24 protein-coding genes are annotated in these 25554 nt (G+C 65.6%); 18 read left to right on the top strand and 6 right to left on the bottom strand.

What is annotated here, in order from left to right; genetic code table 11:
- Positions 1–156 precede the first annotated feature (156 nt).
- Positions 157–1023, top strand: a complete 867-nt coding sequence (locus tag CH306_RS21575) for a tRNA (adenine-N1)-methyltransferase (RefSeq protein WP_045199744.1) — start codon at positions 157–159, stop codon at positions 1021–1023.
- Positions 1024–1057: 34 nt separating this feature from the next.
- Here the strand turns inward: CH306_RS21575 and CH306_RS21570 are convergent, their stop codons facing one another.
- Complete coding sequence (locus tag CH306_RS21570) at positions 1058–1543, bottom strand: hypothetical protein (protein ID WP_094648006.1); 486 nt, start codon at positions 1541–1543, stop codon at positions 1058–1060.
- A gap of 184 nt (positions 1544–1727) precedes the next feature.
- On the opposite strand from CH306_RS21570, the gene arc reads away from it, so the two are divergent.
- The 5 genes from arc to prcA all read left to right on the top strand — a co-directional run bounded on the left by arc (position 1728) and on the right by prcA (position 7170).
- Entirely contained in the window at positions 1728–3491 is a 1764-nt protein-coding gene (gene arc / locus CH306_RS21565) for a proteasome ATPase (RefSeq protein ID WP_045199741.1), read from the top strand.
- A gap of 82 nt (positions 3492–3573) precedes the next feature.
- The gene (gene dop, locus CH306_RS21560; RefSeq protein WP_032398070.1) at positions 3574–5073 is read left to right on the top strand and encodes a depupylase/deamidase Dop; all 1500 of its coding nucleotides are present in this window, start codon (positions 3574–3576) and stop codon (positions 5071–5073) included.
- Between the two features lie 194 nt (positions 5074–5267).
- Positions 5268–5462, top strand: a complete 195-nt coding sequence (locus CH306_RS21555) for a ubiquitin-like protein Pup (RefSeq protein ID WP_008716348.1) — start codon at positions 5268–5270, stop codon at positions 5460–5462.
- Positions 5459–6400: a proteasome subunit beta gene (gene prcB / locus CH306_RS21550; protein ID WP_032398071.1), complete on the top strand. Its 942-nt coding sequence runs from the start codon at positions 5459–5461 to the stop codon at positions 6398–6400. Before CH306_RS21555 ends, prcB begins: the two co-directional genes overlap by 4 nt.
- Positions 6397–7170, top strand: coding sequence for a proteasome subunit alpha (gene prcA, locus CH306_RS21545; RefSeq protein WP_094647913.1), 774 nt, complete (start codon positions 6397–6399; stop codon positions 7168–7170). Before prcB ends, prcA begins: the two co-directional genes overlap by 4 nt.
- 33 nt (positions 7171–7203) lie before the next feature.
- Here the strand turns inward: prcA and CH306_RS21540 are convergent, their stop codons facing one another.
- Entirely contained in the window at positions 7204–8673 is a 1470-nt protein-coding gene (locus CH306_RS21540) for a bifunctional phosphatase PAP2/diacylglycerol kinase family protein (protein WP_094647912.1), read from the bottom strand.
- A gap of 98 nt (positions 8674–8771) precedes the next feature.
- Here CH306_RS21540 and pafA point away from each other — a divergent pair, with 98 nt between their 5' ends.
- The 7 genes from pafA (at position 8772) to CH306_RS21505 (ending at position 17443) form a co-directional block, all read left to right on the top strand.
- Positions 8772–10130, top strand: a complete 1359-nt coding sequence (gene pafA, locus CH306_RS21535) for a Pup--protein ligase (RefSeq protein ID WP_176459280.1) — start codon at positions 8772–8774, stop codon at positions 10128–10130.
- A 61-nt stretch (positions 10131–10191) separates the two neighbouring features.
- The gene (locus tag CH306_RS21530) at positions 10192–11184 is read left to right on the top strand and encodes a helix-turn-helix transcriptional regulator (RefSeq protein WP_032398075.1); all 993 of its coding nucleotides are present in this window, start codon (positions 10192–10194) and stop codon (positions 11182–11184) included.
- Complete coding sequence (locus tag CH306_RS21525) at positions 11181–12176, top strand: helix-turn-helix transcriptional regulator (protein ID WP_094647911.1); 996 nt, start codon at positions 11181–11183, stop codon at positions 12174–12176. The genes CH306_RS21530 and CH306_RS21525 overlap by 4 nt, the downstream gene beginning before the upstream one ends.
- Before the next feature lie 86 nt (positions 12177–12262).
- A complete protein-coding gene (gene tatA / locus CH306_RS21520; RefSeq protein ID WP_032398077.1) occupies positions 12263–12529 on the top strand; it encodes a Sec-independent protein translocase subunit TatA in 267 nt (88 codons plus the stop codon).
- Between the two features lie 110 nt (positions 12530–12639).
- Positions 12640–13611, top strand: coding sequence for a twin-arginine translocase subunit TatC (tatC, locus tag CH306_RS21515; RefSeq protein ID WP_032398078.1), 972 nt, complete (start codon positions 12640–12642; stop codon positions 13609–13611).
- Positions 13612–13638: 27 nt separating this feature from the next.
- The gene (locus CH306_RS21510; RefSeq protein ID WP_094647910.1) at positions 13639–16425 is read left to right on the top strand and encodes a DEAD/DEAH box helicase; all 2787 of its coding nucleotides are present in this window, start codon (positions 13639–13641) and stop codon (positions 16423–16425) included.
- 94 nt (positions 16426–16519) lie between these two features.
- Positions 16520–17443 carry a DUF4333 domain-containing protein gene (locus tag CH306_RS21505; protein ID WP_094647909.1) on the top strand — a complete coding sequence of 308 codons (924 nt, stop codon included), beginning with the start codon at positions 16520–16522 and terminating at the stop codon, positions 17441–17443.
- Between the two features lie 19 nt (positions 17444–17462).
- Here CH306_RS21505 and CH306_RS21500 read toward each other — a convergent pair whose 3' ends face one another.
- The gene (locus CH306_RS21500; RefSeq protein ID WP_094648005.1) at positions 17463–18440 is read right to left on the bottom strand and encodes a 5'-3' exonuclease; all 978 of its coding nucleotides are present in this window, start codon (positions 18438–18440) and stop codon (positions 17463–17465) included.
- Between the two features lie 27 nt (positions 18441–18467).
- On the opposite strand from CH306_RS21500, the gene CH306_RS21495 reads away from it, so the two are divergent.
- Both CH306_RS21495 and CH306_RS21490 read left to right on the top strand, forming a co-directional pair.
- Positions 18468–19610, top strand: coding sequence for a M24 family metallopeptidase (locus CH306_RS21495; RefSeq protein ID WP_094647908.1), 1143 nt, complete (start codon positions 18468–18470; stop codon positions 19608–19610).
- Positions 19607–20185 carry a nucleotidyltransferase family protein gene (locus tag CH306_RS21490; RefSeq protein WP_032398474.1) on the top strand — a complete coding sequence of 193 codons (579 nt, stop codon included), beginning with the start codon at positions 19607–19609 and terminating at the stop codon, positions 20183–20185. The genes CH306_RS21495 and CH306_RS21490 overlap by 4 nt, the downstream gene beginning before the upstream one ends.
- An 18-nt stretch (positions 20186–20203) precedes the next feature.
- Here the strand turns inward: CH306_RS21490 and CH306_RS21485 are convergent, their stop codons facing one another.
- Complete coding sequence (locus tag CH306_RS21485) at positions 20204–20617, bottom strand: TIGR03618 family F420-dependent PPOX class oxidoreductase (protein ID WP_045195190.1); 414 nt, start codon at positions 20615–20617, stop codon at positions 20204–20206.
- Positions 20618–20662: 45 nt separating this feature from the next.
- On the opposite strand from CH306_RS21485, the gene CH306_RS21480 reads away from it, so the two are divergent.
- Genes CH306_RS21480 through CH306_RS21470 form a run of 3 tightly spaced genes read left to right on the top strand, consistent with a single transcriptional unit; the run spans position 20663 to position 23411 of the window.
- Positions 20663–21421 carry an SDR family NAD(P)-dependent oxidoreductase gene (locus CH306_RS21480; RefSeq protein ID WP_256981231.1) on the top strand — a complete coding sequence of 253 codons (759 nt, stop codon included), beginning with the start codon at positions 20663–20665 and terminating at the stop codon, positions 21419–21421.
- Positions 21394–22668 (top strand): precorrin-6y C5,15-methyltransferase (decarboxylating) subunit CbiE, encoded by a 1275-nt coding sequence (gene cbiE, locus CH306_RS21475; RefSeq protein WP_256981230.1) that lies wholly within the window; start codon positions 21394–21396, stop codon positions 22666–22668. Before CH306_RS21480 ends, cbiE begins: the two co-directional genes overlap by 28 nt.
- The gene (locus CH306_RS21470) at positions 22647–23411 is read left to right on the top strand and encodes a cobalt-precorrin-6A reductase (protein WP_094647906.1); all 765 of its coding nucleotides are present in this window, start codon (positions 22647–22649) and stop codon (positions 23409–23411) included. Before cbiE ends, CH306_RS21470 begins: the two co-directional genes overlap by 22 nt.
- On the opposite strand, the gene cobJ is transcribed toward CH306_RS21470, so the two are convergent.
- Both cobJ and CH306_RS21460 read right to left on the bottom strand, forming a co-directional pair.
- The gene (gene cobJ / locus CH306_RS21465) at positions 23394–24887 is read right to left on the bottom strand and encodes a precorrin-3B C(17)-methyltransferase (RefSeq protein ID WP_094647905.1); all 1494 of its coding nucleotides are present in this window, start codon (positions 24885–24887) and stop codon (positions 23394–23396) included. The two genes, CH306_RS21470 and cobJ, sit on opposite strands and share 18 nt — an antisense overlap.
- A complete protein-coding gene (locus CH306_RS21460; protein WP_094647904.1) occupies positions 24884–25510 on the bottom strand; it encodes a precorrin-8X methylmutase in 627 nt (208 codons plus the stop codon). The genes cobJ and CH306_RS21460 overlap by 4 nt, the downstream gene beginning before the upstream one ends.
- Between the last annotated feature and the right edge of the window lie 44 nt (positions 25511–25554).

Genomic DNA, 25554 nt, shown 5'->3' with positions numbered 1-25554 from the left:
GGTGATGCTGTGTCCTTCGGTGATTCCGCGTCCGCGGCGAGCGACGGTTCCAAGGTCGACGCGATCGTCGACGTTCCGGCTCCAGGTGCAGACGAGGTGGTCACCGCGACCGTCGACGAGATCGAACTCGACGACGCTACGACGATCGACGACGGGATGCCCGTCGAGCCGGTACCGACCGGACCCGCCCGCAGCGGTCCGTTCCGCGTCGGAGACCGAGTCCAGCTCACCGACGGCAAGGGCCGTCACTACACGGTGGTGCTCGAGGCGGGCAAGGAATTCCACACGCACCGGGGCGGGATCACGCACGACAAACTGCTCGGGGCCGACGAGGGCAGCGTCGTCACGTCCGTCAACGGCACCCCCTACCTCGCGCTTCGGCCGCTGTTGACCGACTACGTGCTGTCGATGCCGCGTGGCGCGCAGGTGATCTACCCCAAGGATGCAGCCCAGATCGTCCACGAGGGCGATATGTTCCCCGGGGCGCGAGTGCTTGAGGCCGGTGCCGGATCGGGCGCTCTGACGTGCTCGCTGCTGCGTGCGGTGGGTACGGAAGGAACGGTCATCTCCTACGAGATCCGCCAGGACCATGCCGACTACGCGATCAAGAACGTCGAGACGTTCTTCGGCGAGCGGCCGTCCAACTGGCACCTGACGGTGGCCGACGTGGATCGGTTCGGTGTCGATCGACCGGGGGAGCAGGTGGATCGGGTGGTTCTCGACATGCTGGCCCCCTGGGACGCACTGCCCGCCGTATCGAAAGCTCTCGTTCCGGGCGGAGTGCTGTTGGTCTACGTCGCGACGGTGACGCAGCTGTCCAAGGTCGTCGAAGCCCTACGCGCACAGGAATGCTGGACCGAACCCCGTTCGTGGGAGTCGATGGTGCGCGGGTGGCACGTCGTGGGACTGGCGGTTCGGCCCGAGCATCGGATGCAGGGGCACACCGCATTCCTCGTGAGTGTTCGACGCCTCGCCGAGGGCACTGTCACGCCGAAGCCGCAGCGTCGATCCGGCAAGGGATGACGATCGGCGTCGGCGAGGATTCCGACCTCTCGGTCTAGGCGCAGGGAGCCTGCCCCATAGCGAGAATCCGGCAGGTGCTGGCATCGGAGAGCTTCCAGTCGCCATCGATCAGCACCCAGGTCTGAGGGGACGGAGCTGCCGTTCCCCGAGGGGTGGCGATCGCGACGTCGGCGGTCGACGTCTCGCCCTCGACCGTCGGTTCGGCAACCTCGAACGTGATCGCGCCGTAGTTCGCCAGGGCCGCGGTCATCGTTTCGAGGTTGGTCAGGCGTGCCTGCCCGTTCTCGACCGACGCCGCCTTCGTCGCCGCGTCGACGTTCGGGGCCACCAATTGCAGCAGAGATACTTCGAGATCACCGGATGTCGGCGGCGCGACGGCGGGCGCATCGGCTGCCGGAACGCTGCTCTCCGCGGCCGACGTCGAATTGTGATCGGTCTGATCGGATTCATCGGCCGAGCTGCACCCGGCTACCGACATCACCGCCGTCGCGAGCGCGACAGCTACCGAGAAATTACGCATCTTCACTGGTGAAGCCCCTGATTCCATGGTCGGTCTGCCATTTGGTCAGGTGAGGCTAACATGAATTCGACCGACGCTCGGTGCGGTCGAGACGCAGTGCTCACACGACCCGATCGTGGTGTCGGTCCGCACATTCGGGCCGGTGCCGGTAGCGTTGAAAGATCGTCACTGGGAGGAGTCGCTCATGAGCTCAACAGACAATCCGGATGTGGCCGCGGCCAGAGCCGAACTGGACGCCGTGCGAGCCGAAGCTGCTTCGCTGCGCCGTCAACTGGGGGAGTCCCCCGAGCAGGTACGCGAACTCGAAGGTCGCGTCGATTCACTGTCTCTGCGCAACGCAAAACTGATGGACACCCTCAAAGAGGCGAGACAGCAGCTCATCGCGCTCCGGGAGGAGGTGGATCGCCTCGGCCAACCACCGAGCGGCTACGGCGTTCTGCTGAGCGTGTTCGAGGACGGAACGGTCGACGTGTTCACCTCGGGACGCAAGATGAGGCTGACGTGTTCACCGAACATCGAGGCCGATTCACTCGCACCGGGACAGACGGTGCGACTGAACGAAGCGTTGACCATCGTCGAGGCCTGCACCTTCGACCAGGTCGGCGAGATCAGCACTCTGCGTGAGCTTCTGGGCGATGGATCGAGGGCACTCGTCGTCGGTCACGCCGACGAGGAACGAGTCGTGTGGCTGGCCAAGCCGTTGATCGACATGGTCAACGACGAAGGTCCGATCGACCCGGACGAACCGTCCCGCAAACTTCGCCCCGGCGACTCCCTGCTCGTCGACACCAAGGCCGGCTACGCCTTCGAACGTGTCCCCAAGGCCGAGGTGGAGGACCTGGTCCTCGAAGAGGTGCCGGACGTCGGATACGAGGACATCGGTGGTCTCGGGCGACAGATCGAGCAGATTCGCGACGCCGTCGAACTTCCGTTCCTGCACAAGGATCTGTTCCGCGAGTACTCCCTGCGTCCGCCCAAGGGTGTGCTGCTCTACGGCCCTCCCGGTTGTGGAAAGACGTTGATCGCCAAGGCCGTTGCCAATTCGTTGGCCAAGAAGATCGCCGAGGCCCGCGGGCAGGACGCCAAGGAAGCGAAGTCGTTCTTCCTCAACATCAAGGGCCCCGAACTGCTCAACAAGTTCGTCGGCGAGACCGAGCGGCACATCCGCATGATCTTCCAGCGCGCACGGGAGAAGGCGTCCGAGGGCACCCCGGTCATCGTGTTCTTCGACGAGATGGACTCGATCTTCCGAACCCGCGGTTCGGGCGTCTCGTCCGACGTCGAGACGACGGTCGTTCCGCAGCTGCTCGCCGAGATCGACGGCGTCGAGGGGCTGGAGAACGTCATCGTGATCGGTGCCTCCAACCGTGAGGACATGATCGACCCCGCGATCCTGCGGCCCGGTCGCCTGGACGTCAAGATCAAGATCGAGCGGCCCGACGCCGAATCGGCACAGGACATCTTCTCCAAGTACCTGACCGATTCGCTGCCGGTCAACGCCGACGACGTCGCGGAGTTCGCTGGAGACCGCGCAGCCTGCATCCGAGGGATGATCGACCGCGTCGTCGAGCGCATGTACGCCGAAAGCGACGACAACCGCTTCCTCGAGGTGACGTATGCCAACGGCGACAAGGAGGTTCTGTACTTCAAGGACTTCAACTCCGGGGCCATGATCCAGAACATCGTGGACCGCGCGAAGAAGTACGCCATCAAGTCGGTACTCGAAACCGGAAACAGCGGTCTGCGGATTCAGCATCTCTTCGACTCCATCGTCGACGAGTTCGCCGAGAACGAAGACCTGCCGAACACCACGAACCCGGACGACTGGGCTCGAATCTCCGGCAAGAAGGGCGAGCGGATCGTCTACATTCGCACGCTGGTCACCGGCAAGAACGCCAGCGCGAGCCGGGCGATCGACACCGAGGCCAACACCGGCCAGTACCTGTAGCTTCGTCGAACACCACTTTCGGGGCGCGTCCGCACAGGGCGCGCCCCGAAAGCGCTCTTCGGTCGACGTCTAGGCTCGACACATGCAGCGCATCATCGGTATCGAGGTCGAGTACGGCATTTCTTCGCCCACCGAACCCACCGCCAACCCGATCCTGACGTCGACCCAGGCAGTGCTCGCCTACGCGGCGGCCGCCGGAGTTCCCCGGGCCAAGCGCACGCGCTGGGACTACGAGGTCGAATCGCCTCTGCGTGACGCTCGCGGCTTCGACCTCGGACGCTTCAGTGGCCCCGCACCGGTGATCGACGCCGACGAGATCGGCGCAGCCAACATGATTCTCACCAACGGTGCTCGCCTGTACGTCGATCACGCCCACCCCGAGTACTCGGCTCCGGAGGTACGTGACCCGCTGGACGCAGTCATCTGGGACAAGGCAGGCGAGCGGGTGATGGAAGCCGCAGCCCGCCATGCGTCGAGCGTCCCGGGAGCGCCGCGCCTGCAGCTGTACAAGAACAACGTCGACGGTAAGGGCGCGTCGTACGGCACTCACGAGAACTACCTGATGTCGCGCGAGACGCCGTTCTCGGCGGTCATCGCGGGTCTGTCGCCGTTCTTCGCTTCGAGGCAGGTCATCACCGGGTCCGGACGCGTCGGAATCGGCCAGTCCGGCGACGAAGCAGGCTTCCAGCTCTCGCAGCGGGCGGATTACATCGAGGTGGAGGTGGGCCTCGAGACCACCCTCAAACGCGGCATCATCAACACGCGCGACGAACCGCACGCGGACGCGGACAAGTATCGCCGCCTGCACTGCATCATCGGCGACGCCAATCTCGCCGAGATGTCGACCTACCTCAAGGTCGGCACCACAGCGCTCGTGCTCGACATCATCGAAGCCGGCGTCGACCTGTCCGATCTGCAGCTGGCCAGGCCGGTGACCGCAGTCCATCAGATCAGCCACGATCCGACGCTGCGCAAGGCCGTCGCTCTCGCCGACGGCCGCGAACTGACCGGGCTTGCGCTGCAGCGGATCTACCACCAGCGCGTTGCCAAGTTCGTCGCTGCCGAGGGCAGTGACGATGCGCGCGCACTCGACGTGCTCGACAAGTGGGCCATGGTCCTCGACCTTCTCGAGCGGGATCCGATGGAGTGCGCCCATCTGCTGGACTGGCCCGCGAAACTGCGCCTCCTGGAGGGATTCCGCCAGCGCGAGGGGCTCGGGTGGTCGGCTCCGCGACTGCATCTGGTCGACCTGCAGTACTCCGATGTTCGGCTGGACAAAGGCCTGTACAACCGGCTGGTCGCTCGTGGGTCGATGGATCGACTGGTCACCGAACAGCAGGTGCTCGATGCCGTCGGCACGCCGCCGGAGGACACGAGGGCGTACTTCCGCGGCGAGTGCCTGCGCAAGTTCGGGGCAGACATCGCTGCGGCGAGCTGGGACTCGGTCATCTTCGATCTCGGCGGTGACTCCCTCGTTCGCATCCCGACTCTCGAGCCGCTCCGGGGCACCAAATCGCACGTCGGTGCACTGCTGGAGTCGGTCGACAGCGCCGCAGAGCTCGTCGATCAGCTCACCAACTGACGCACCCCGGGACCGACGCCGACCAAAGGCGGTGTCTTGTCGACCGGCGGAGTCGGTCAGTCGGTAGGGTAAAGGTCCGTGCACTTTCGGCGGAACGTTCGGTTGCACTTGCACATCCACGACGGTGCACCTCGGATCGACCGGTGAGAGTGCAGTAGATCTGTTTTCTCGATACACGGAGGAGGTCGGCGACTATGGCACAGGAGCAGACACGGCGCTCTGGCGGCGGCGACGACGATGAGGTTCCCGGCGACACCGGAGCCGGTGGTCAGGAACGACGCGAGAAGCTGGCCGAGGAGACCGACGACCTTCTCGACGAGATCGACGACGTGCTCGAGGAAAACGCCGAGGACTTCGTCCGCGCCTACGTTCAGAAGGGCGGCCAGTGACGGTGGATCGTTCGGACCCACGGTCGGCAGGCGACGGAACGGCGATCCCATTCGGGACGAGCAGCTCGTCGTTCTCCGATTATCTTCGTCGGCACGCCCCTCATCTGTTGCCCGAGAGCGGTATCGCGGCGGATCTGGCGACCAACACTGCGAACGGCGGCTCGGACAAGTCCGGGATCGCTCCACACGGAACGACGATCGTTGCACTGACCTACGCAGGCGGTGTTCTGATCGCGGGTGACCGGCGAGCCACGCAGGGCAATCTGATCGCCAACCGCGACATGCAGAAGGTCTACGTCACCGACGACTACTCCGCCGCGGGTATCGCCGGAACCGCGGGCATCGCGATCGAGCTGGTTCGGCTCTTCGCCGTCGAACTCGAGCACTACGAGAAGATCGAAGGCGTGCCGCTCACGTTCAACGGCAAGGCGAACAAGCTGTCGTCGATGGTGCGAAGCAACCTCGGTGCCGCGATGCAAGGGCTCGCCGCCGTCCCGTTGCTGGTCGGATTCGACATCGACATCTCGGACCCGGATCGAGCCGGACGCATCGTCTCCTACGACGTGGTCGGCGGGCGATACGAGGAGCGTTCGGGTTACCACGCCGTGGGATCGGGATCGTTGTTCGCCAAGTCCGCGCTCAAGAAGCTCTATCGCCCCGGAATGACCGAGGAGGAGGCGATTCGTGCAGCGGTGGAGTCGCTGTACGACGCCGCCGACGACGACTCGGCCACAGGCGGTCCTGACGTCACCCGCGGGATCTACCCGACGGCAGTTGCCATCACCAGTGTTGGGGCGGACGACGTTGCACACGAGAGGATTTCGGCTGCAGCTCGGTCGGTTCTCGCGGAGCGGACGGAGAGTGCAGCGCATTCCGGTGGTGCCGAGCACCACACTCGGGCCGGCCAGCAAGTGAGCGAAGGGGGTAGCGCACCATGACGATGCCGTACTACGCATCTGCCGAACAGATCATGCGCGATCGTTCGGAGTTGGCGCGCAAGGGAATCGGCCGCGGCCGCAGCGTCATCGTGCTGACGTATGCGGACGGGGTCCTCTTCGTCGCCGAGAACCGTTCGACCGCGTTGCACAAGGTGAGCGAACTCTACGACCGGATCGGCTTCGCGGCCGTGGGCAAGTACAACGAGTTCGAGAACCTGCGCAAGGCCGGTATCCAGCACGCCGATATCAAGGGCTACACCTACGATCGGCGCGACGTGACCGGCCGTTCGCTTGCCAAGACGTACGCGCAAGCACTCGGCACGATCTTCACCGAGCAGCTCAAGCCGTACGAGGTCGAGATCTGTGTCGCGGAGGTGTCGCACCAGGACGAGCCGATCGCCACGCAGCTCTACCGCATCACCTACGACGGATCCATCGTCGACGAGCAGGATTTCGTCGTCATGGGCGGGACGACCGAGCCGATCGTGGCCGCACTGAAGGACACCTACCGCGCCGGGCTGGACCTGGCAGACGCGGTACGTGTGGCCGTCGACGCACTCACGGCAGGTCCGACTGCGCCGCCCGCGGCGGGCGGCGAGCCGGAGAAGAAGGTTCTCGAGGTGTCGGCGCTCGAGGTCGCTGTGCTGGACCAGGCGCGGCCGCGACGAGCGTTCAGACGCATTGCCGGGGCTGCGCTGGAGGACATGTTGCCGGCGCCGACTGCAGCGGTCGAGACGGCACCCGACATCGAAGGTGCACCGCCGTCCTGACCGATGGTCCCGACACTCGTTCGGCCTCGCGCGCTATCGCTTTCGGTAGAGCGCGAGGCCGTTCTTGTCACTGGTGAACTCGAACCTTCGTCCGTCGCCCACCACTTCACCGTCGGCCGCGAGGGCAACGGGGGCACCCTCCACCTCGACGGTCAACTCCTTCACCGCTCGACGGACGTAGGCGGGCGAGGACCCGAGGGTGCCGGTCAACGTTGCCCACAGCAGTCTGGTCCTGGACGCTTTCGGCTCGGACGGAAGAAACCGGACATCGAGGGTGCCGGTGTGAATACTGCTGCGAGACATGGGTACTTGGTTGGCCGGTACATAGTTGCCGTTGCCGACGAAGAGCATCCAGACCGACTGCTCGGTGCCGTCGAGCCCGATGTTCAGTGGTTCCGCAGCCGCCAGGACCCGCGTCATCGCGATGGCGGCCGCGGGCCATTTGCCGATTCGGCGTTGCAATTTCTGACGTAGCCGAACCGAGTCGGGGTAGCCACCGAACGTTGCGGTGTTGACGAACGACACACTGCGGCCGTCGACGGACACCTCGGCGATGTCGACCAGTTCGGCGGTGCCCGCTTCCACGGCGGCAGCGGTGTCCTGCACGACGGTCAATCCGGTGTCGCGCGCGAAATGGTTGAGGGTGCCACCCGGAAATGCTGCGAGCGGTAATCCGTTGCGCACCGCGGATGCGGCGACGCTGACCACGGTTCCGTCACCACCGCAGACACCGAGGGCACGTGGGGACGTGTTCCGAATGCGCTGCTCCAGTTGTTCGTTGAAGTCCTGATCGGCATTCGGCACGAACAGATCGGCATCGGGAAGTGCTCGACGGATCGCGTCGGGCACCGCGTCCGAATCGGTGCCCGACCCCGGATTGACGAGTACCAGTAGCCCCCGGCCGCCCGGCAGTGGCTCGACCTGGACCGGGGAGCCGAGATCGGCAGGCTTTTCCGATCGCACGGCCCACCACCGACGAGTGGACAACGCGATGGCCGAGCCGAGAGCGGCGCCGGCGATGACGTCCGTCGGCCAGTGCACGCCCACGTGGACCCTCGAGTAACACACCGCGGCCGCAACGGGTGCCAGCAGCACGCCTGCGACGGGGGATTCGATCGCCACCGCTGTGACGAACGCAGCTGCGGACGCCGAGTGGCCCGAGGGAAACGACGACGACACCGGCGGAGCCAGAACCTGACGCAGGACGGGAACGGACTCGGAATCGGGACGAGTCCGCGGGAACAGCGGTTTGAGCAGCCCGTTCGCCACGGAGCTCGCACCGGCCAGCGCCACCAGCCCCCGGACGCCGCCGCGTCGGGCCGGGCCACCTGCGGCCACGAGAAGCGCAGCCGCCCCGAGCCACAGACGACCGTGATCGGCGGCGTTGCTCAGGGCACGCAGTCCACCGTCCGCTCTGCTCTGCCGCAGGGCGGCGCTTCGTGCCACCAGGGACAGATCCCACGCGTGGACGGCCGTTGAGATCGGGGTGCGCGTGGATGTCATGACGCCCAGCCTAGGCACGTGCGACGGCATCCTCACGGACGGACGACATCGGGGCGCTCCGACACATCGATCCGCGGGTTGCGTTGTAGTGTCGAAGTGTGCAGCGACGAATTATGGGCATCGAGACAGAGTTCGGTGTCACATGTACTTTCCACGGACATCGACGGCTGAGTCCGGACGAAGTGGCTCGCTATCTGTTCCGCCGAGTCGTTTCGTGGGGTCGCAGCTCGAATGTATTTCTGCGCAACGGAGCCCGCCTGTACCTCGACGTGGGCTCGCATCCCGAGTACGCCACCGCCGAGTGCGACAGTCTGTTGCAGCTGGTAACCCACGACCGCGCAGGCGAGCGGGTACTGGAAGACCTGCTGATCGACGCCGAGCAGCGCCTGGCCGAAGAGGGCATCGGGGGCGATATCTATCTGTTCAAGAACAACACCGACTCGGCGGGTAACTCCTACGGCTGCCACGAGAACTTTCTCGTCCAACGTGCCGGCGAGTTCTCCCGAATCTCGGACGTTCTGCTGCCGTTCCTGGTCACGCGTCAGTTGATCTGTGGCGCTGGCAAGGTGCTCCAGACGCCGAAGGCTGCGACGTTCTGCCTGTCGCAGCGCGCCGAGCACATCTGGGAAGGCGTCTCCTCGGCCACCACTCGTTCGCGGCCGATCATCAACACGCGCGACGAGCCGCACGCCGACGCCGAGAAGTACCGCCGACTGCACGTCATCGTGGGCGACTCGAACATGGCCGAGACCTCGACGATGCTCAAGGTCGGTACAGCAGCCCTCGTTCTCGAGATGATCGAGGCGGGCGTGTCCTTCCGAGATTTCGCGCTGGACAATCCGATTCGCGCAATCCGCGAGGTCAGTCACGATCTCACCGGACGTCGCCCCGTTCGACTCGCCGGGGGACGACAGGCCAGCGCCCTCGATATCCAGCGCGAGTACTACTCGCGAGCCGTCGAGCATCTCAAGACTCGCGAGCCGAACACTCAGGTGGAGCAGGTCGTCGACCTGTGGGGACGAACGCTCGACGCCATCGAGACACAGGATTTCGCGAAGGTGGACACCGAGATCGACTGGGTCATCAAACGCAAACTGTTCCAGCGTTACCAGGACCGTTACTCGATGGAGCTGTCCGATCCCAAGATCGCTCAGCTGGACCTGGCCTACCACGACATCAAGCGCGGCCGCGGAGTGTTCGATCTGCTGCAGCGCAAGGGTCTGGCCAAGCGAGTCACCGAGGACGAGCAGATCGACGAGGCCGTCGACCTGCCGCCGCAGACCACCAGGGCCAAGCTGCGCGGAGAATTCATCACGGCCGCTCAGGAAGCGGGTCGCGACTTCACCGTCGACTGGGTACACCTGAAGTTGAACGACCAGGCTCAGCGAACCGTGCTCTGCAAAGACCCGTTCCGATCGGTCGACGAGCGAGTGGAACGGTTGATCGCGTCGATGTAGTGCCGGACGCAGTCGGGTCGTTACCGCTGCGTCCACCGGTGAGCAACTAGGCTCGACTGTCGTGGCCACCACCAAAGTCGAACGCCTGATGAATCTGGTCATCTGTCTGCTGTCGACACGTCAGTTCCTGACCGCGGAGTGGATCCGCGAGAGCGTTGCCGGATACGACGACTCCACCAGCCACGAAGCGTTCAGCAGAATGTTCGAGCGAGACAAGAACGAACTGCGTGACCTCGGTGTCCCGTTGGAAACCGGTACCGCCACCAGGTTCGGCGGCGTCGAGGGCTATCGCATCAACCGCGATGCCTACGAACTTCCCGACATCGACCTCACCAGCGAGGAATCGGCCGCCGTCGCAGTAGCGGTCAAACTGTGGGAATCGCCGGAGCTCACCTCGGCGGCACAGAGTGCGTTGCTCAAACTCCGCGCCGCCGGAATTCAGGTCGACCAGAACGAGTCCGCCGCAGCGGTGACCGCGGTTCCCGCCCGTACCCGAGGCTCCGAACCCGCCCTGGGTGCCCTGCTGGCCGCGATCGACGACGGAAAGTCGGTACGGTTCCAACACCGCCCGTCGTTGACCGAGCCGTTCACCACCCGAACCGTCGAGCCGTGGGGCGTCGTGACGTTTCGCGGCCGCTGGTATCTGGTGGGGCACGACGTGGACCGCGACGACACCCGCACGTTTCGCCTGTCCCGAATCGGCGACGAGGTCAAGTCGTTCGGCACCCCGCAGAGCGTCCGCAAGCCCGACGGTGTCGATCTGCAGGAGATCGTCCGCCGAGTGGCGGGCACGTCCTCGGTATCGGGCACGGCCCGAGTGTGGCTGCAGGACGGAAGGGCGCTGGAATTGCGCAGAATGGGAACGGTGGTGGGCGTGCAGAGTCTCGGCACCCGAAGCGGCACGGTCGTCGAGGTGCCCGTGCGGTCCTGGGATTGGGTCTCGCGGTTGATCGCCGGTCACGGCGCGGATGCGGTGGTTCTCGAACCCGCGGAATTGCGCGCCGACGTGATCTCGACCCTGCAGACAGCGGCCGACGTGGAGAACCAGCGATGAGCGCGCGACTGTCGGTTCGGCTGGCCAGGTTGCTCAACATGGTGCCGTTCTTCATGGCCAATCCCGGCTTGAGTGCCGAGGAGGCCGCGCGTGAGCTGGGGGTGTCGACGGCGACTTTGATGGCCGATCTCAATCAGCTCTGGATGTGTGGTCTGCCCGGTTACGGTCCGGGTGATCTCATCGATCTGTCGTTCTCCGAGGAGAGCATCGACGTCACGTTCTCGGCCGGAATCGATCGACCGCTGCGCCTGACGTCGACCGAGGCGACGGCCCTGTTGGTTGCGCTTCGATCCCTGACGTCCATGCCCGGCATGGTCGACCCGTCCGCCGCTCAGCGCGCTATCGCGAAGATCGAGACCGCAGCGGGCTCGGCTGCGGCCAACGTGCCGCTCTCGTCGGATCACGACAGCGCAGGTGCCGAGGAGGGACCGGTCTCGAGTACCGTTCGTTCTGCGCTGCGTCACCGGCATGCCCTGCAGCTGACCTACTACTCCGCATCGCGGGATGTCGTCACCGAACGGACCGTGGACCCGATCAGGACGGTCGTCGTCGACGACAACAGTTACGTCCAGGCGTGGTGCCGAAGCGCCGAGGGAGTGCGGCTGTTCCGATTCGACCGCATCGACTCGGCAACCGAACTCGACGAACCCGCCGCGCCTCCGGAATCGGTGCAGGACGAGGACGCCTTCGAGATCTTCAACGACGATCCCTCGCTTTCGCAGGCCCGGCTGAAGGTGTCGCCGGCCTTCACCTGGATTCTGGACTACTACCCGATGACGCAGGTCGCCGCGGATGCCGACGGTTCCATCGTGGTCACGATGAGGTTCGCGACGCTGCAGTGGATGACTCGATTGACCTTGGGCTTCGGCGGCGGCGTCACGGTACTGACACCTGAATCCTTGGTGAACTCCGTCCGCGATCGTGCCCGCTCGGCCCTGGATGCGTATGCCGAGCTCGATGCCACCAGCGCGGACGGCACCGTCCCGACGTGAACACGGGGCAAACCGACACCCGCTGCTGCCGGAGGCGATGCCCGCGGTCGGGTACGCTCGATTCATCTGATCTGTAGGAGGTTCGCATGGGATTCACCAGTCCTTGGCACTGGGCCATCGTTGCGGTGGTCGTCATCATTCTGTTCGGTTCCAAGAAGCTGCCCGAGGCTGCTCGCGGACTCGGCCGGTCGTTGCGCATCTTCAAGAGCGAGGTGAAGGAGATGCAGAACGACGGCAAGTCCGACGCCGACACCGCGACGGCGCAGCAGCCGACCGCTCCCGCTCAGCTGCCTTCGCCTGCGCCTGTCGTGCAGCCGAACACCGAGACCCAGCACGACGCGAAGTCTGCCTGAGCGCACGGCCGCTCAGCACACCTTCGGTGCCAGGTGGCACCGAAGGTTCACTGCTGTCGGTGACGGCTCCGCGCCGTCGTCCGACCGAAGAAGGCTGACCGTAGAACACCATGCGCATTCCGTTCGATCCGCGGCGTAGCAAGCGCCGAGTCAATCCCGACGGCACGATGTCGTTGGTCGATCACCTGTACGAGCTGCGAACCCGGCTCCTGTGGTCGTTGGTCGCCGTCGCGCTGACGACTGCTTTCGGGTTCTTCTGGTACTCGCACACCATCTTCGGCGTCGAGAGCCTCGGCGACCTCCTACGAGGTCCCTACTGCACGCTCGATCCGAGCCTCCGCGCGAATCTGAGCAACGACGACCAGTGTCGTCTGCTCGCGACCGGGCCGTTCGATCAGTTCCTGTTGCGATTCAAGGTCGCGTTCACCGCCGGTGTCGTCCTGGCCTGTCCCATCTGGCTGTATCAGATCTGGGCGTTCATCACCCCGGGTCTGTACGCGAACGAACGTCGATACGCGGTCTCGTTCGTGACCGGAGCCGCGGCGCTGTTCGTCACCGGAGCCGTCCTGGCCTACTTCGTGGTGGCCAAGGGCCTGCACTTCCTGCTCTCGATCGGTGACAACGTCCAGATCACCGCGCTCAGCGGTGACCAGTACTTCGGATTCCTGATCAACCTCCTCATCATCTTCGGCGTCAGCTTCGAGATTCCGTTGCTGGTCGTCGCCCTGAATTTCGTCGGCGTACTCACCTACGAGCGACTCAAGGCGTGGCGTCGAGGTCTCATCTTCGGGCTGTTCGTCTTCGCGGCCATCGCGACTCCGGGGCAGGACCCTTTCTCGATGCTGGCCTTGGCCTTGGCGTTGACGGTGCTCTTCGAGATGGCAGTGCAGATTGCGCGGATTCACGACAAGCGTAAGTTGCGCAAGAGAAGAGACGAATGGGGTGATGTGTCAGATGACGAAGCAACGCGCATCGACGGCGCAAGTTCGATCGAGTCACCGGATGCCGTCGCTCCGACACCGCCGTCCAGCGGCTTCGGTACCGCGACCCGAGTGCAGGCACAGTACGACGACACGATCTGACCGCGGCCGAACCGTCGGGTCGATCGCATGACCGAGCCGATCGTCGATACGGGGACGAGCCCCCGACCCACCCAGCTGCAACGCTTTTCGTCCGAACTCGGTTTCCCGCTCGATCGGTTCCAGGTGGACGCGTGTACGGCACTCGAGAACGGTCACGGCGTTCTGGTCTGCGCCCCCACCGGTGCAGGCAAGACCGTCATCGGCGAATTCGCGGTGCACCTGGCGCTCGCCGCCGGGCGCAAGTGCTTCTACACCACCCCGATCAAGGCGCTCAGCAACCAGAAGTTCGCCGAGCTGACCGCGCGGTACGGGCGTGACACGGTCGGGCTGCTGACCGGAGACTCGTCGATCAACCCCGATGCCCCCATCGTCATCATGACGACCGAAGTGCTGCGCAACATGCTCTACGCATCCTCGGACGCATTGCGAGGTCTCTCGCACGTCGTCATGGACGAGGTGCACTACCTCGCCGACCGTTTCCGAGGCGCGGTGTGGGAAGAGGTCATCCTGCACCTGTCCGACGACGTTCGACTGGTCAGCCTCTCGGCCACGGTGAGCAACGCCGAGGAGTTCGGTGCCTGGATGAGCACGGTCCGCGGAGACACCTCGGTCGTGGTCGACGAGAACCGCCCAGTACCCCTGTCGCAGCACATCATGGTGGGTCGCCGATTGTTCGATCTGTTCGACACGCGAGCCCAGTCGGCGGACGGCAGTCAGAAGATCGTCGTCGATCGGGAACTCGTACGACACGTCAAACAACGTCAGTCCCTCGACTCGATGGACCGCTGGCATGCACCACACAGCAGAGGCCGAGGCGGTCGGGCAGGCGGTCGGGCAGGCGGCGGAGGTCGCGGTGGCGGTCACGGCAGCGGAGCGAACAACCGCCCACTGGCCCGACCCGATGTGATCGCCAAACTCGACGAAGAAGGTCTGCTCCCGGCGATCACATTCATCTTCAGCCGCGCAGGCTGTGACGGCGCGCTGACCCAGTGCATGCGTTCGCGGCTGGTGCTGACCACGCCCGAGCAGGCCGAGGAGATTCGGTACATCGTCGAGAAGCACACCTCGGAGCTGCCACGCGAGGACCTGGAGGTCCTGGGCTTCTGGGAGTGGCGCGACGCGCTCGAGCGTGGATTCGCCGCTCACCACGCCGGGATGTTGCCGGTCTTTCGGCATACCGTCGAGGAGTTGTTCGTCAAGGGCCTGGTCCGGGCGGTCTTCGCCACCGAGACGTTGGCTCTCGGGATCAACATGCCTGCTCGAACCGTCGTGCTCGAGAAGCTGGTCAAGTTCAACGGTGAGACACACGCCGAGTTGACGCCGGGGGAGTACACCCAGCTGACCGGCCGGGCCGGGCGGCGCGGTATCGATGTCGAGGGGCATGCCGTCGTGCTGTGGCAGCCCGGTACGGAGCCGACCGAGGTCGCCGGTCTGGCGTCGACCCGCACTTTCCCGCTGCGCAGTTCGTTCGCGCCGGCATACAACATGTCGATCAACCTGATCGAACAGTTCGGTGCGGCCGATTCGCGTCTGTTGCTCGAACGGTCCTTCGCCCAGTTCCAGGCCGACCGGTCCGTCGTCGGGATGGTGCGCGGCATCGAGAAGAACATGCAGACGTTGGAGGCGCTCGGGGCACGCCTCGGCGGCCCCGACGGCGAGTATTTCGAGTATGCGCGGCTGCGTGAGCGGCTCAAGGATCGTGAGAAGACCCTCGAACGCCAGAACAGGTCCGATCGACGGGACAAGGCAGTCGATTCACTCCGTGCCTTGCGGCGCGGCGACGTGATCTCGGTGCCGACCGGTCGCCGCAGCGGTCTCGCGGTGGTCCTGGAGGCGGATGACGACCGGGCCGATCCGCGGCCGCTCGTACTGACCGAGGACAAATGGGCCGGGCGGCTTTCGGCCGCGGACTTCCCCTCGCCTGCAACGTCTTTGGGCACCATGCGCCTTCCGCGCTTCGTCGATCATCGCACCGCCAAGACCCGGCGCGATCTCGCGGCCGCCCTGGTCACACGCGGAATCTCGCAGCCGTCGGACCGAGTCCGCCGCAAATCGACCGCAGCGGACGACAAGGAACTGGCCACGCTTCGGAGAGCCATTCGATCGCATCCGGTGCACGCGCGCCCCGATCGCGACGAGCTCGGCCGCACCGGTGAGCGCTACAACCGGCTGGCTCGGGAGACCGAAACGATGCGCCAGAAGGTATCGGCGACGACGAACTCCCTCGCCCGAACGTTCGACCGTATCCTGGCGTTGCTCGCCGACCGCGGGTACGTGACGGCAGGCAAGGATCCGAAGGTCACCGACGATGGCGCACGGCTGAGTCGGATCTATTCGGAGTCCGACCTCCTGGTCGCCGAATGCCTGCGCGGCGGCCTGTGGCAAGGCCTTTCTCCGGCAGAGTTGGCGGCGGTGGTCTCGGCGGTGGTCTACGAGTCCAGGTCGGAGGGCGATATCACTCCGCACGGTCCGACGGGTCCGATTCGACACGCGCTGACCGAGACGGTGCGGGTGTGGCACGAGTTGAGGTCCGACGAAGTTCGGCACAAGCTTCCGCCGACGAGAGAGCCCGACATGGGATTCGTGAAGGCGATCTACAAGTGGGCGTCGAACCATTCGTTGGTCGATGCTCTCGTCACCGCGGGCGACAACGGCAAAGCACTGTCGGGCGGAGACTTCGTGCGCTGGTGTCGGCAGGTGATCGACCTATTGGATCAGGTTCGGCTCGCGGCCCCGGAGCCGGAACTCTCGCGCACTGCGGCGCGGGCGATCGCGGCTCTGCGCCGCGGTGTGGTCGCCGTCGATGCCGCATGACAGGAGCGAATCGGACTGCCGGGTCGGTACAGCGGAGAGTCGTACGGGCGGGATACTGTACCCCCGACGAATCCGAATTTTCAGTGGAGGCGAGATGAGCGGCCCATACGGTCCGACCGATCCGGACAACAGCTGGTCGCGCAAGCCCGATCAGCAGGACGGTGCCGCGAACGACACGCCGGAGACGCAACCCGGCGGCCCCTCGGCCGATCAACCGACGCCGTCGGCGTGGGGTCAGTACGGACAGCCGCCGGCCACGCCGTACGGGCAGAGCCCGCAGCAGCCCGGCGGCCAGTACCCGCAGGGGCAGTATCCCCAGGGCCAGTATCCCCAGGGCCAGTACCCATCTGCCGGCTACCCGCAGGGTCAATACCCCCAGGCCCCGAACGCGCAGGGTGGCTACCCCCAGGGCACGAATCCGCAGGGCGGCTACCCCCAGGGCACGAATCCGCAGGGCGGCTACCCCCAGGGCCAGAACCCCACCGGTCAGTATCCGGCCGGTCAGCAGTACGGCGCGCCCTATCCCGGTGCCGGCGTGCCTGCTTCGGGCGATGCGGCCTACCAGAACCCCTACGCACCACAGCAATTCGGTGGTGGGCAGTACGGACAAGGGCAGTACGGACAGCCGCCGCAGCAGCCCTGGAATCCCAACCAGCCGTATCCGAATCAGCAATACCCGAATCAGCAGGGGCCAGGGCGGGCCGGATCACAGTCCAAGAAGCCTCTGATCATCGCGGGTGCCGTCGTCGCCGTGGTCGCAGTGATCGCTGTGGTGTTGTTCTTCGCCTTCGGCCGCACGACCACCCTCGATACCGCGGCGGCCGAGGAGGGCATTCGCACGGTCGTCACCGAGTCCTACGGGGCGTCCGACGTCTCCGGTGTGTCCTGCCCCCAGAACATCGAGGTCAAGGCAAAGACCAGTGTCGATTGCACCCTGACGGTCGACGGTGCGTTCAAGACGGTGACGTTGACCTTCCTCGACGACGACGCCAACTACGAGGTCTCCCTACCCAAGTAGTCCCGCGTCGGTCGGCCGTTCAGGCTGTCGAGGCCGTGGCCGCCATGGCAGCGACGAGGCGGGCCACGGCGTTCTCGATACCGAGGGTTTCGGCGAGTGTGTTCAGCGCGTCGAGATCGGCGGGCTCGGCCGGAATCTCGTCGGATTTCGACAGGACGACATCGGCGTCGGTGACAACTCGGACGACGGGAAGTGCGGCGTCCAGGTACTCACTCGCATTGGCCAGCTTCGCCCGGATGCCCTTGGCCATGTCCGATGCCGGGTCGAGGGCCGCAGCGCGCAACGCAGCGACGGATTCGTAGTTCAGCATCAACGTCGATGCCGTCTTCTCACCGATCCCTTTGACACCGGGCAGGCCGTCCGAGGCATCGCCGCGCAGCAGGGCGAGTTCCGCGTACGCCGCACCCGCTCGATGAAAGGGAACACCGTAGCGCTCGGAAACCAGTGCGGGATCGAACAATTCGGCCTTGGCCAAACCGCGTCCCACGTACAGAACGCGCACCTCGTTCGGTTCGTCCGCGGCGACCTGAAGTAGATCCCTGTCCCCGCTGACCACGACCACCGGGTCCTGACGCTCGCGTGCTGCCAGGGTTCCCAGCACGTCGTCGGCTTCGAGACCGTCTGCGCCTGCGGTCGCGATCCCCAATGCGGCGAGCACATCCATGATCATGTTCACCTGTGGTGTCAGTGTCTCCGGAACTTCCTCGCTCTCGGCGACCTCCGGGGCAGCGTCGGCAACACGATGCGCCTTGTAGGACGGCACGAGGTCGACGCGGAACTGTGGGCGCCAGTCGAGATCGAGGCACACAGCGAGTCGGCTGGGTTCGGTGCGCGCAATCAACGCCGAGATCATGTCGAGGAAGCCGCGAACGGCATTGACGGGTCGCCCGTCGGGGGCCGTAATCGACTCGGGCAGTGCGTAGTAGGCCCTGAACCACAGGCTCGCACCGTCGAGGAGCAGCAACGGAGACTTTCCGGGGGCGGTCATGGGGCTCATCTTGCCGTACGGCATTAGCCTGAAGGTATGAGTGTCGATTCTTCGGTCAGTTCCTCACGTTTCTCCAGCGATGTCTACGCGTCCAGACTCGCCCGCGCGGCTCGCCTGACGTCGGAAGCAGGCTTGGATGCCCTGTTGATCACCCCGGGTCCCGATCTGCAGTACCTGATCGGATCGAAGGCCAGCTCGTTCGAGCGTCTCATCGCTCTGGTCGTTCCGGCAGACGGCAGCACCCCGACGGTCGTGGTTCCGCGGCTCGAGCTCGCCGCACTGGGTGATTCCGCGGCGCAGGAGCTGTCTCTGACGCTCGTCGACTGGGTCGACGGTGTGGATCCGTACGCACTGGTGGCAGCGGCAGTTCCCGGCGGAACGAGAACAGCCGTCGCCGACGCCATGCCTGCCCTGCATTTCGTGCCGTTGGCGGGTGTCTTCGGCACGGTCCCGGTGCTGGCCACCGACGTGCTTCGCGAACTTCGAATGGTCAAGGATGCGGCTGAGATCGACGCGTTGCGCCGCGCCGGGTACGCCATCGACCGCGTGCACGCCCGGATGGGCGAGTGGCTTCGAGTAGGCCGCACGGAAGCGGAGATCGCCTCGGACATCGCGGCCGCGATCGTCGAAGAAGGCCACACAGCACCGGAATTCATCATCGTCGGGTCCGGGCCTCACGGTGCCGACCCGCACCACGAGGTCTCCGATCGAGTCGTCGAGGCAGGCGACATCGTGGTGATCGACATCGGGGGACCCGTTGCACCGGGATACAACTCCGACTCGACCCGCACCTACAGTCTCGGCGAGCCCTCGGCAGAGATCGCCGAGCAGTACGCGGTACTCGAGCGGGCCCAGCAGGCAGCTGTCGATGCGGTGGTGCCCGGCGTCACGGCGCAGTCCATCGATACGGCAGCCCGCGACGTGCTGGTCGACGCCGGTCTGGGCGAGGCGTTCCTGCACCGGACCGGGCACGGGATCGGCCTGTCGGTGCACGAGGAGCCGTACATCGTTGCCGGCAACGACATCACGCTGACCGAAGGAATGGCGTTCAGCATCGAGCCGGGAATCTACTTCCGCGGACAGTGGGGTGCGCGCATCGAGGACATCGTCGTCGTCACCGCGGACGGGTGCGAGTCGGTCAACCTGCGGCCGCACGGCCTGGCCGTCCTGCCGGCGTGACGAATCGAGGCGAGCCCGAGTTCGTCTCGATCGTTCGATCCAATCCTGCTGTCGCCGAGATACTTCGACGTGCACCAGAACTGAAGCTTCCCGGGTGGTACCTGACGGCGGGTGGCCTGTTCCAGACGGTCTGGAACCACCTGGCCGGTAGGGACCTTCGTGCGGGTATCCGGGACTACGACTTCTTCTACTTCGACGACTCCGATCTGTCCTACGAATCGGAGAACGAGGTGATCGAGCGCGCGGCATCGGTGTTCGCCGACCTCGGTGTGGACGTCGAAGTACGCAACGAGGCGCGGGTACACCTGTGGTACGAGCAGCATTTCGGCACTGCGATCGCACCGTACCGAAGCACCGAGGATGCGATCGATCACTTCGTCTCCACGACGTGCTGCTTCGGCATCACCACCGACCAGGGCGGTACGGACGTCGTGTACGCACCGCACGGATTCGAGGATCTCTTCGCGGGAATCGTGCGGCCGAACCCGCGGTTGCCGATGCGGCACGTGTACGAGGCCAAGGCTGCCCGGTGGACGACCGAATGGCCGAACCTGACCGTGCTTCCCTGGCGGTGAAAGCAGACGGGACGGCCGCTACCGGTCGAGCAGCGAACGGCTACCCAGTACCCGCTGGACCTGTATCTCGATGACGACTCGGGTGGGGTTCTCCCTGGGTACGCGGTAGCGCTGCGCATAGCGGTTCTCCGCATCGACGACCGATTCACGATCGTTTCGGACCGACGCGGGGCCCTCCAACGTCAGCCAGCGGGCGCCGTCGATCTGGGTGACGGCGGCGTAGGCGCCACGGCCGGCGTTGATCGCCTTCTGCGATACGTCGTTGGTGATGACCCGAGCGCAGCGGGATTCGGCATCGTAGGTGAACCCGACGGCGACCACGTGCGGGGTTCCGTCGGGTCGCAGTGTCGTCAGAGTGGCCAGATGCCGCTCGGCAAGGAACTCGAATGCGTCGTCGGCGAGGGCAGTCGCGTCTGCGGGAATGGCGGCCATGCCCCGACTGTAGTGAATGCGATTTCATCGGCAAGACTGGTCGGCGTGAGCAGACGAGCAGAACCCGCGGCCGGAACGCTGTTGCTGTTGGGTGGGCGCAGCGAGATCGGACTGGAGGTCGCTACCCGACTCGCCTCCGGCCGAACCGTCGTACTGGCAGCTCGGCGCAGCAGCGACCTCGATGCCCAGCAACGACGAGTGCAGCAGGCAGGCGCGGACGCCGTTCACACCGTCGAGTTCGACGCGAACGCGATGGACACCCACGCCGAGCTCGTGAGCCGGATTGCCGAGCGATACGGTCCGATCGGGATCGTGGTGTTGGCGTTCGGCATCCTCGGGGATCAAGCGCGCGCCGAGAACGACGCTCAGCACGCTCTCGAGGTCATCACCACCGACTTCCTGGCTCAGGTTTCGGTGCTGACGCATGCGGCGAAGTTGCTCCGAGCGCAGGGGAGCGGCGACCTGGTCGTGTTCTCGTCGGTGGCGGGAGTTCGAGTGCGGCGCGCCAACTACGTGTACGGGTCGGCAAAGGCCGGTCTCGACGGGTTCGCCGGTGGACTGAGCGATTCCCTGCACGGTAGCGGGGTGCATCTCCTACTCGTTCGTCCGGGATTCGTCATCGGTTCCATGACCGAGGGGATGACACCCGCGCCCATGTCCAGTACACCGGATCAGGTCGCCGACGGCGTGGTCACCGCGCTGGGCAAGCGTCGGGCCACCGTGTGGATCCCCGGCACTCTGCGACCGGTGTTCTTCGGCATGCGTCTACTGCCGCAATGGCTCTGGCGCAGGATGCCGCGCTGATGGTGGCACCGGTGCCCAACCCGATCGTGGTCGTCGGAATCGGTGCGGATGGCTGGGACGGACTGTCTGTCGGTTCCCGCACGGCGATCGAGCACGCCGATGTGGTGTTCGGCTCGGCCCGCCAGATCGCGGAGGTGCGAGAGCACTGCACCGAGACCAGGACGTGGCCCAGTCCGTTGGTGCCGAATCTACGGCCGATGCTCGACGCCTGCGCAGGTGCTCGCGTCTGCGTGCTGGCCAGCGGGGATCCGATGTTCCATGGCATCGGGGTCACGCTGGTGCGGGAGTTCGGTGCCGATCGCGTACGGGTCCACCCGGCACCGTCCTCGGTGTCACTGGCATGCGCGCGACTGGGCTGGGCACTACAGGACACCTCGACGGTGTCCCTGGTGAACACCCCGGCCGAGACGGTGTTACCCGAGTTGGCCGACGGTCGCCGGATACTGGTGTTGAGCCGGGGCAGCAGTACGCCGGGCGAGATCGCGGCTGTGCTGTGCGCCAACGGCTTCGGATCGAGTGAACTGACCGTCCTCGAGCAGCTCGGCGGACCGGCCGAGCGGGTCGTCGGCGGAATCGCCCGAGAGTCGACGTTCGAGGGCGTCGATCCACTCAATGTCGTTGCACTGCTGTGTGTCCGAGATCCCGACGCGCCCCGCCACACCCGCAATCCCGGCCTCGCCGACTCTGCGTACACCGGAGACGGCCAGATGACCAAGCGGGAGGTTCGAGCACTCACTCTCAGCGCGTTGGCACCGGCACCCGGAGAGTTGCTGTGGGACATCGGAGGCGGCTCGGGAACCATTGCCATCGAATGGATGCGGACCGACCGATCCTGTCGCGCAGTGACGTTCGAGAGCTCGCAGGCACGCCGTGAGCAGATCGAGACCAATGCAATGCGCCTGGGAGTTCCGGGGCTCGTGGTGCACGGCGATGCCCCGGGGAGCTTCGCTGCGGTCTCCGACTCGGATTCGGTGCCGGATGCGGTGTTCATCGGTGGCGGGTTGACCGGGGCCGACATGCTCGAGACGTGCTGGAACGCGGTGCGCGCCGGCGGACGACTGGTCGCCAATTCGGTGACCGCAGAATCGGATTCGTTGTTGCTGACCGCGGCGGCGAAGTACGGCGGAGAGCTCCGCAGGTTCCAGATCTATCGCGGTGAACCGTTGGGCGCGTTCACGACGTGGAGACCGCAGCTGCCGGTCACGCAATGGTGTGCGACAAAACAATGGACTGCGACCGAACGGTGAGAGTCCTGATTCTCGGTGGTACGACGGAGTCGCGGGCACTCGCGGTCGCTCTGGGCGCGGTGCAGGGGATCGAGACGATCACCTCGTTGGCCGGACGGGTTGCCGAGCCGATTCTGCCCGTCGGACGGACGCGAATCGGTGGCTTCGGTGGTCCGGACGCCCTTGCAGTGTGGCTGCGAGACAACGCAATCGACGTGGTGGTGGACGCGACACATCCGTTCGCCTCCACCATCGGTGCACACGCCGAGCAGGCCACGCGGGAAGCGTTGGTCGCGCTGCTGGTTCTGACTCGGCCACCGTGGACCGCGGGAGAGGGTGATCGATGGACCTCGGTAGCCTCACTGCCCGGCGCGGCGTCGGCGATCACCCCCGGAAGCAGGGTGTTCCTCACGACCGGCAGGCAGGGTGTTCATCATTTCGCGAGTGTCGATCACTCGTGGTTTCTGGTCCGAGCGATCGACCCTCCGACCGGCCCGGTCCCGCCGCACATGACACTGCACCTGAGCCGTGGGCCGTTCGACGTCGACCACGAGGCGATGATGCTCGCGGACAACCGAATCGACCTGTTGATCACCAAGAACAGCGGCGGCGACATGACGCGGGCCAAGCTCGATGCTGCCCGAGCGGCATCGATTCCGGTGATCGTGGTCGACCGTCCTGCGCGCACCGGTTCGGCGCCGACGGTGTTCGACATCGCGGCCGCCGTGGACTGGCTGACGAATCGATTACGCTCCACCCTCTGACGGGTACCGGCGGGAGGTGAACACTTTCGGTCCGCTTCCCGTCTCGACCACCGTCGTCATCGACGATCCGATGATGAGCAGGCATCGCATGTCGATCGACTCCGGGTCGAGTTCGCCGAGAGTGACGGTGCGAACGGATTCCTGCGCGCTGCCAACTGCGCGTCCGATGACCACGGGGGTCTGCGACGAACGGTGTTCGAGCAGAATGTCTTTCATCGCCGCAACCTGCCACGTTCGTGATTTCGAGGCCGGGTTGTAGATTGCGATCGCCATGTCGGCTCCGGCTACCGCCGAGAGCCGTGCTGCGACGACGTCCCAGGGTTTGAGGCGGTCGGAGAGGGAGACGACGGCGTAGTCGTGGCCGAGCGGTGCGCCCACTCGACTGGCGACGGCGTTGGCGGCCGTCATTCCGGGCACCACCCGTACCGGTACCGAGTTCCACTGCTGCTCGGCTGCCACTTCGATCACGGCGGTGGCCATCGCGAACACCCCCGGATCGCCGGAGGAGACCACGGCCACTCGGCGACCCTGTTTGGCGAGATCGAGTGCGAAGGCGGCGCGTTCGGATTCGACCTTGTTGTCACTGGCGTGTCGAACCTGTCCGGGTCTCGGAGGTACCCGATCGATGTAGGTGACGTAGCCCACGAGATCGGTGGCGGCGGCCAGTTCGGCGCGCACCTCGTCGGTCGTCCATGCGTCGTCGCCTGGACCGAGGCCGACGACGACCACTTCTCCGGTGCCGGTGCGCGTTTCGGCTCGGTTGGACGGGCTCGGCACGACGATCATCGAGAAGTAGGGCACGTTGTCGGCGTCTGCGGCGTCGAGTACTCGCTGCTGGGGCGTGCTGGCGCGTTCGACGTAGCGCGCCTCACCCAACCGGCCGGAACGCTCCAGTGCCTCGAGCACCGTGGGGTAGGTCCGGCCCAGCTTCATGATCACGGCCGCGTCGGTGCCGCGCAGTCGGCGCGTGAGTTCGTCCGCGGGCAGCGTGCCGGGAAGCACGGTGAACACTTCGTCTCGCTCCACGAGCGGAGTTGCCAGCGCGGCCGAGGCCGCACTGACCGACGTCACGCCGGGCACGACCTCGACCTCGAAGCGGTCGGCCAATCGCTTGTGCATGTGCATGTAGGAGCTGTAGAACAGCGGATCGCCCTCGGCGAGAAGCACTACGGAGCGTCCCGCATCGAGATGGGCCGCCAGCCGTGCGGCAGCGGATTCGTAGAACTCGTCGATCGCACCCTGATATCCACCGGGATGCGCCGTGGTCTCGGTGGTCACCGGATAGACCAGATGTTCCTCGAGCTGCCCGTCCCGCATGTACCCGGCCGCCAGTCCGCGGGAGATGCTGCGACCGTGCTGCGCACTGTGGAAAGCGACCACATCGGCCTCGGCGATCACACGAGCGGCCTTGACCGTCAACAACTCCGGATCGCCGGGACCGACGCCGACACCCCACAGTTTTCCAGTAGTGGTCATTCCTGCTCGCTCGCGATGGCATTGACGGCCGCGACGGTGATCGGACTGCCACCCCGTCTGCCTCGAACGACCAGATACTCGACGCCGAGGTCCGCGGCGATCAGGTCCTCCTTCGACTCGGCCGCCCCGATGAATCCGACCGGGCCGCCGACGATGGCCGCCGGCTTCGGCGCTCCGGCCGCGAGCATCTCCATCAGGTGGAAGAGCGCAGTCGGTGCATTGCCGATCGCGACGACGGCACCGTCGAGCTTGTCGCCCCACAACTCCAGCGCCGCAGCGGTTCTCGTGGTGCCCATCCGCTTCGCCAGCTCCGGCACCCGCGAATCGGACAAGGTGCACAGCACCTCGTTGTCGGACGGAAGACGACGACGGGTGATACCGGCGGCAACCATGTTGGCGTCGCACAGAATCGGCGCGCCCGAGTTCAGTGCCGCGCGAGCGGAGGCCACGACCGCGGGGGTGTAGCCGATGGTCTCGGTCAGATCGATCTCTCCGACCGCGTGAATCATGCGCACGACGACCTGTGCCACGTCCGGTGCGAACCGAGACAGATCTGCTTCGGCTCGGATCGTCGCGAACGATTGCCGATAGATCTCCGCGCCGTCGCGGACGTAGTCGTGCATGCGTTTCACGATAGGGGAGAGGGACCCCTCAGCAGAAAACCGGT

Origin of the sequence: Rhodococcus sp. 15-725-2-2b (assembly GCF_002259075.1) — a bacterium.
GTDB lineage: Bacteria > Actinomycetota > Actinomycetes > Mycobacteriales > Mycobacteriaceae > Rhodococcoides.
Note: the sequence above shows the minus strand (reverse complement) of the source record. Positions and strands in the feature narration are given on the sequence as shown.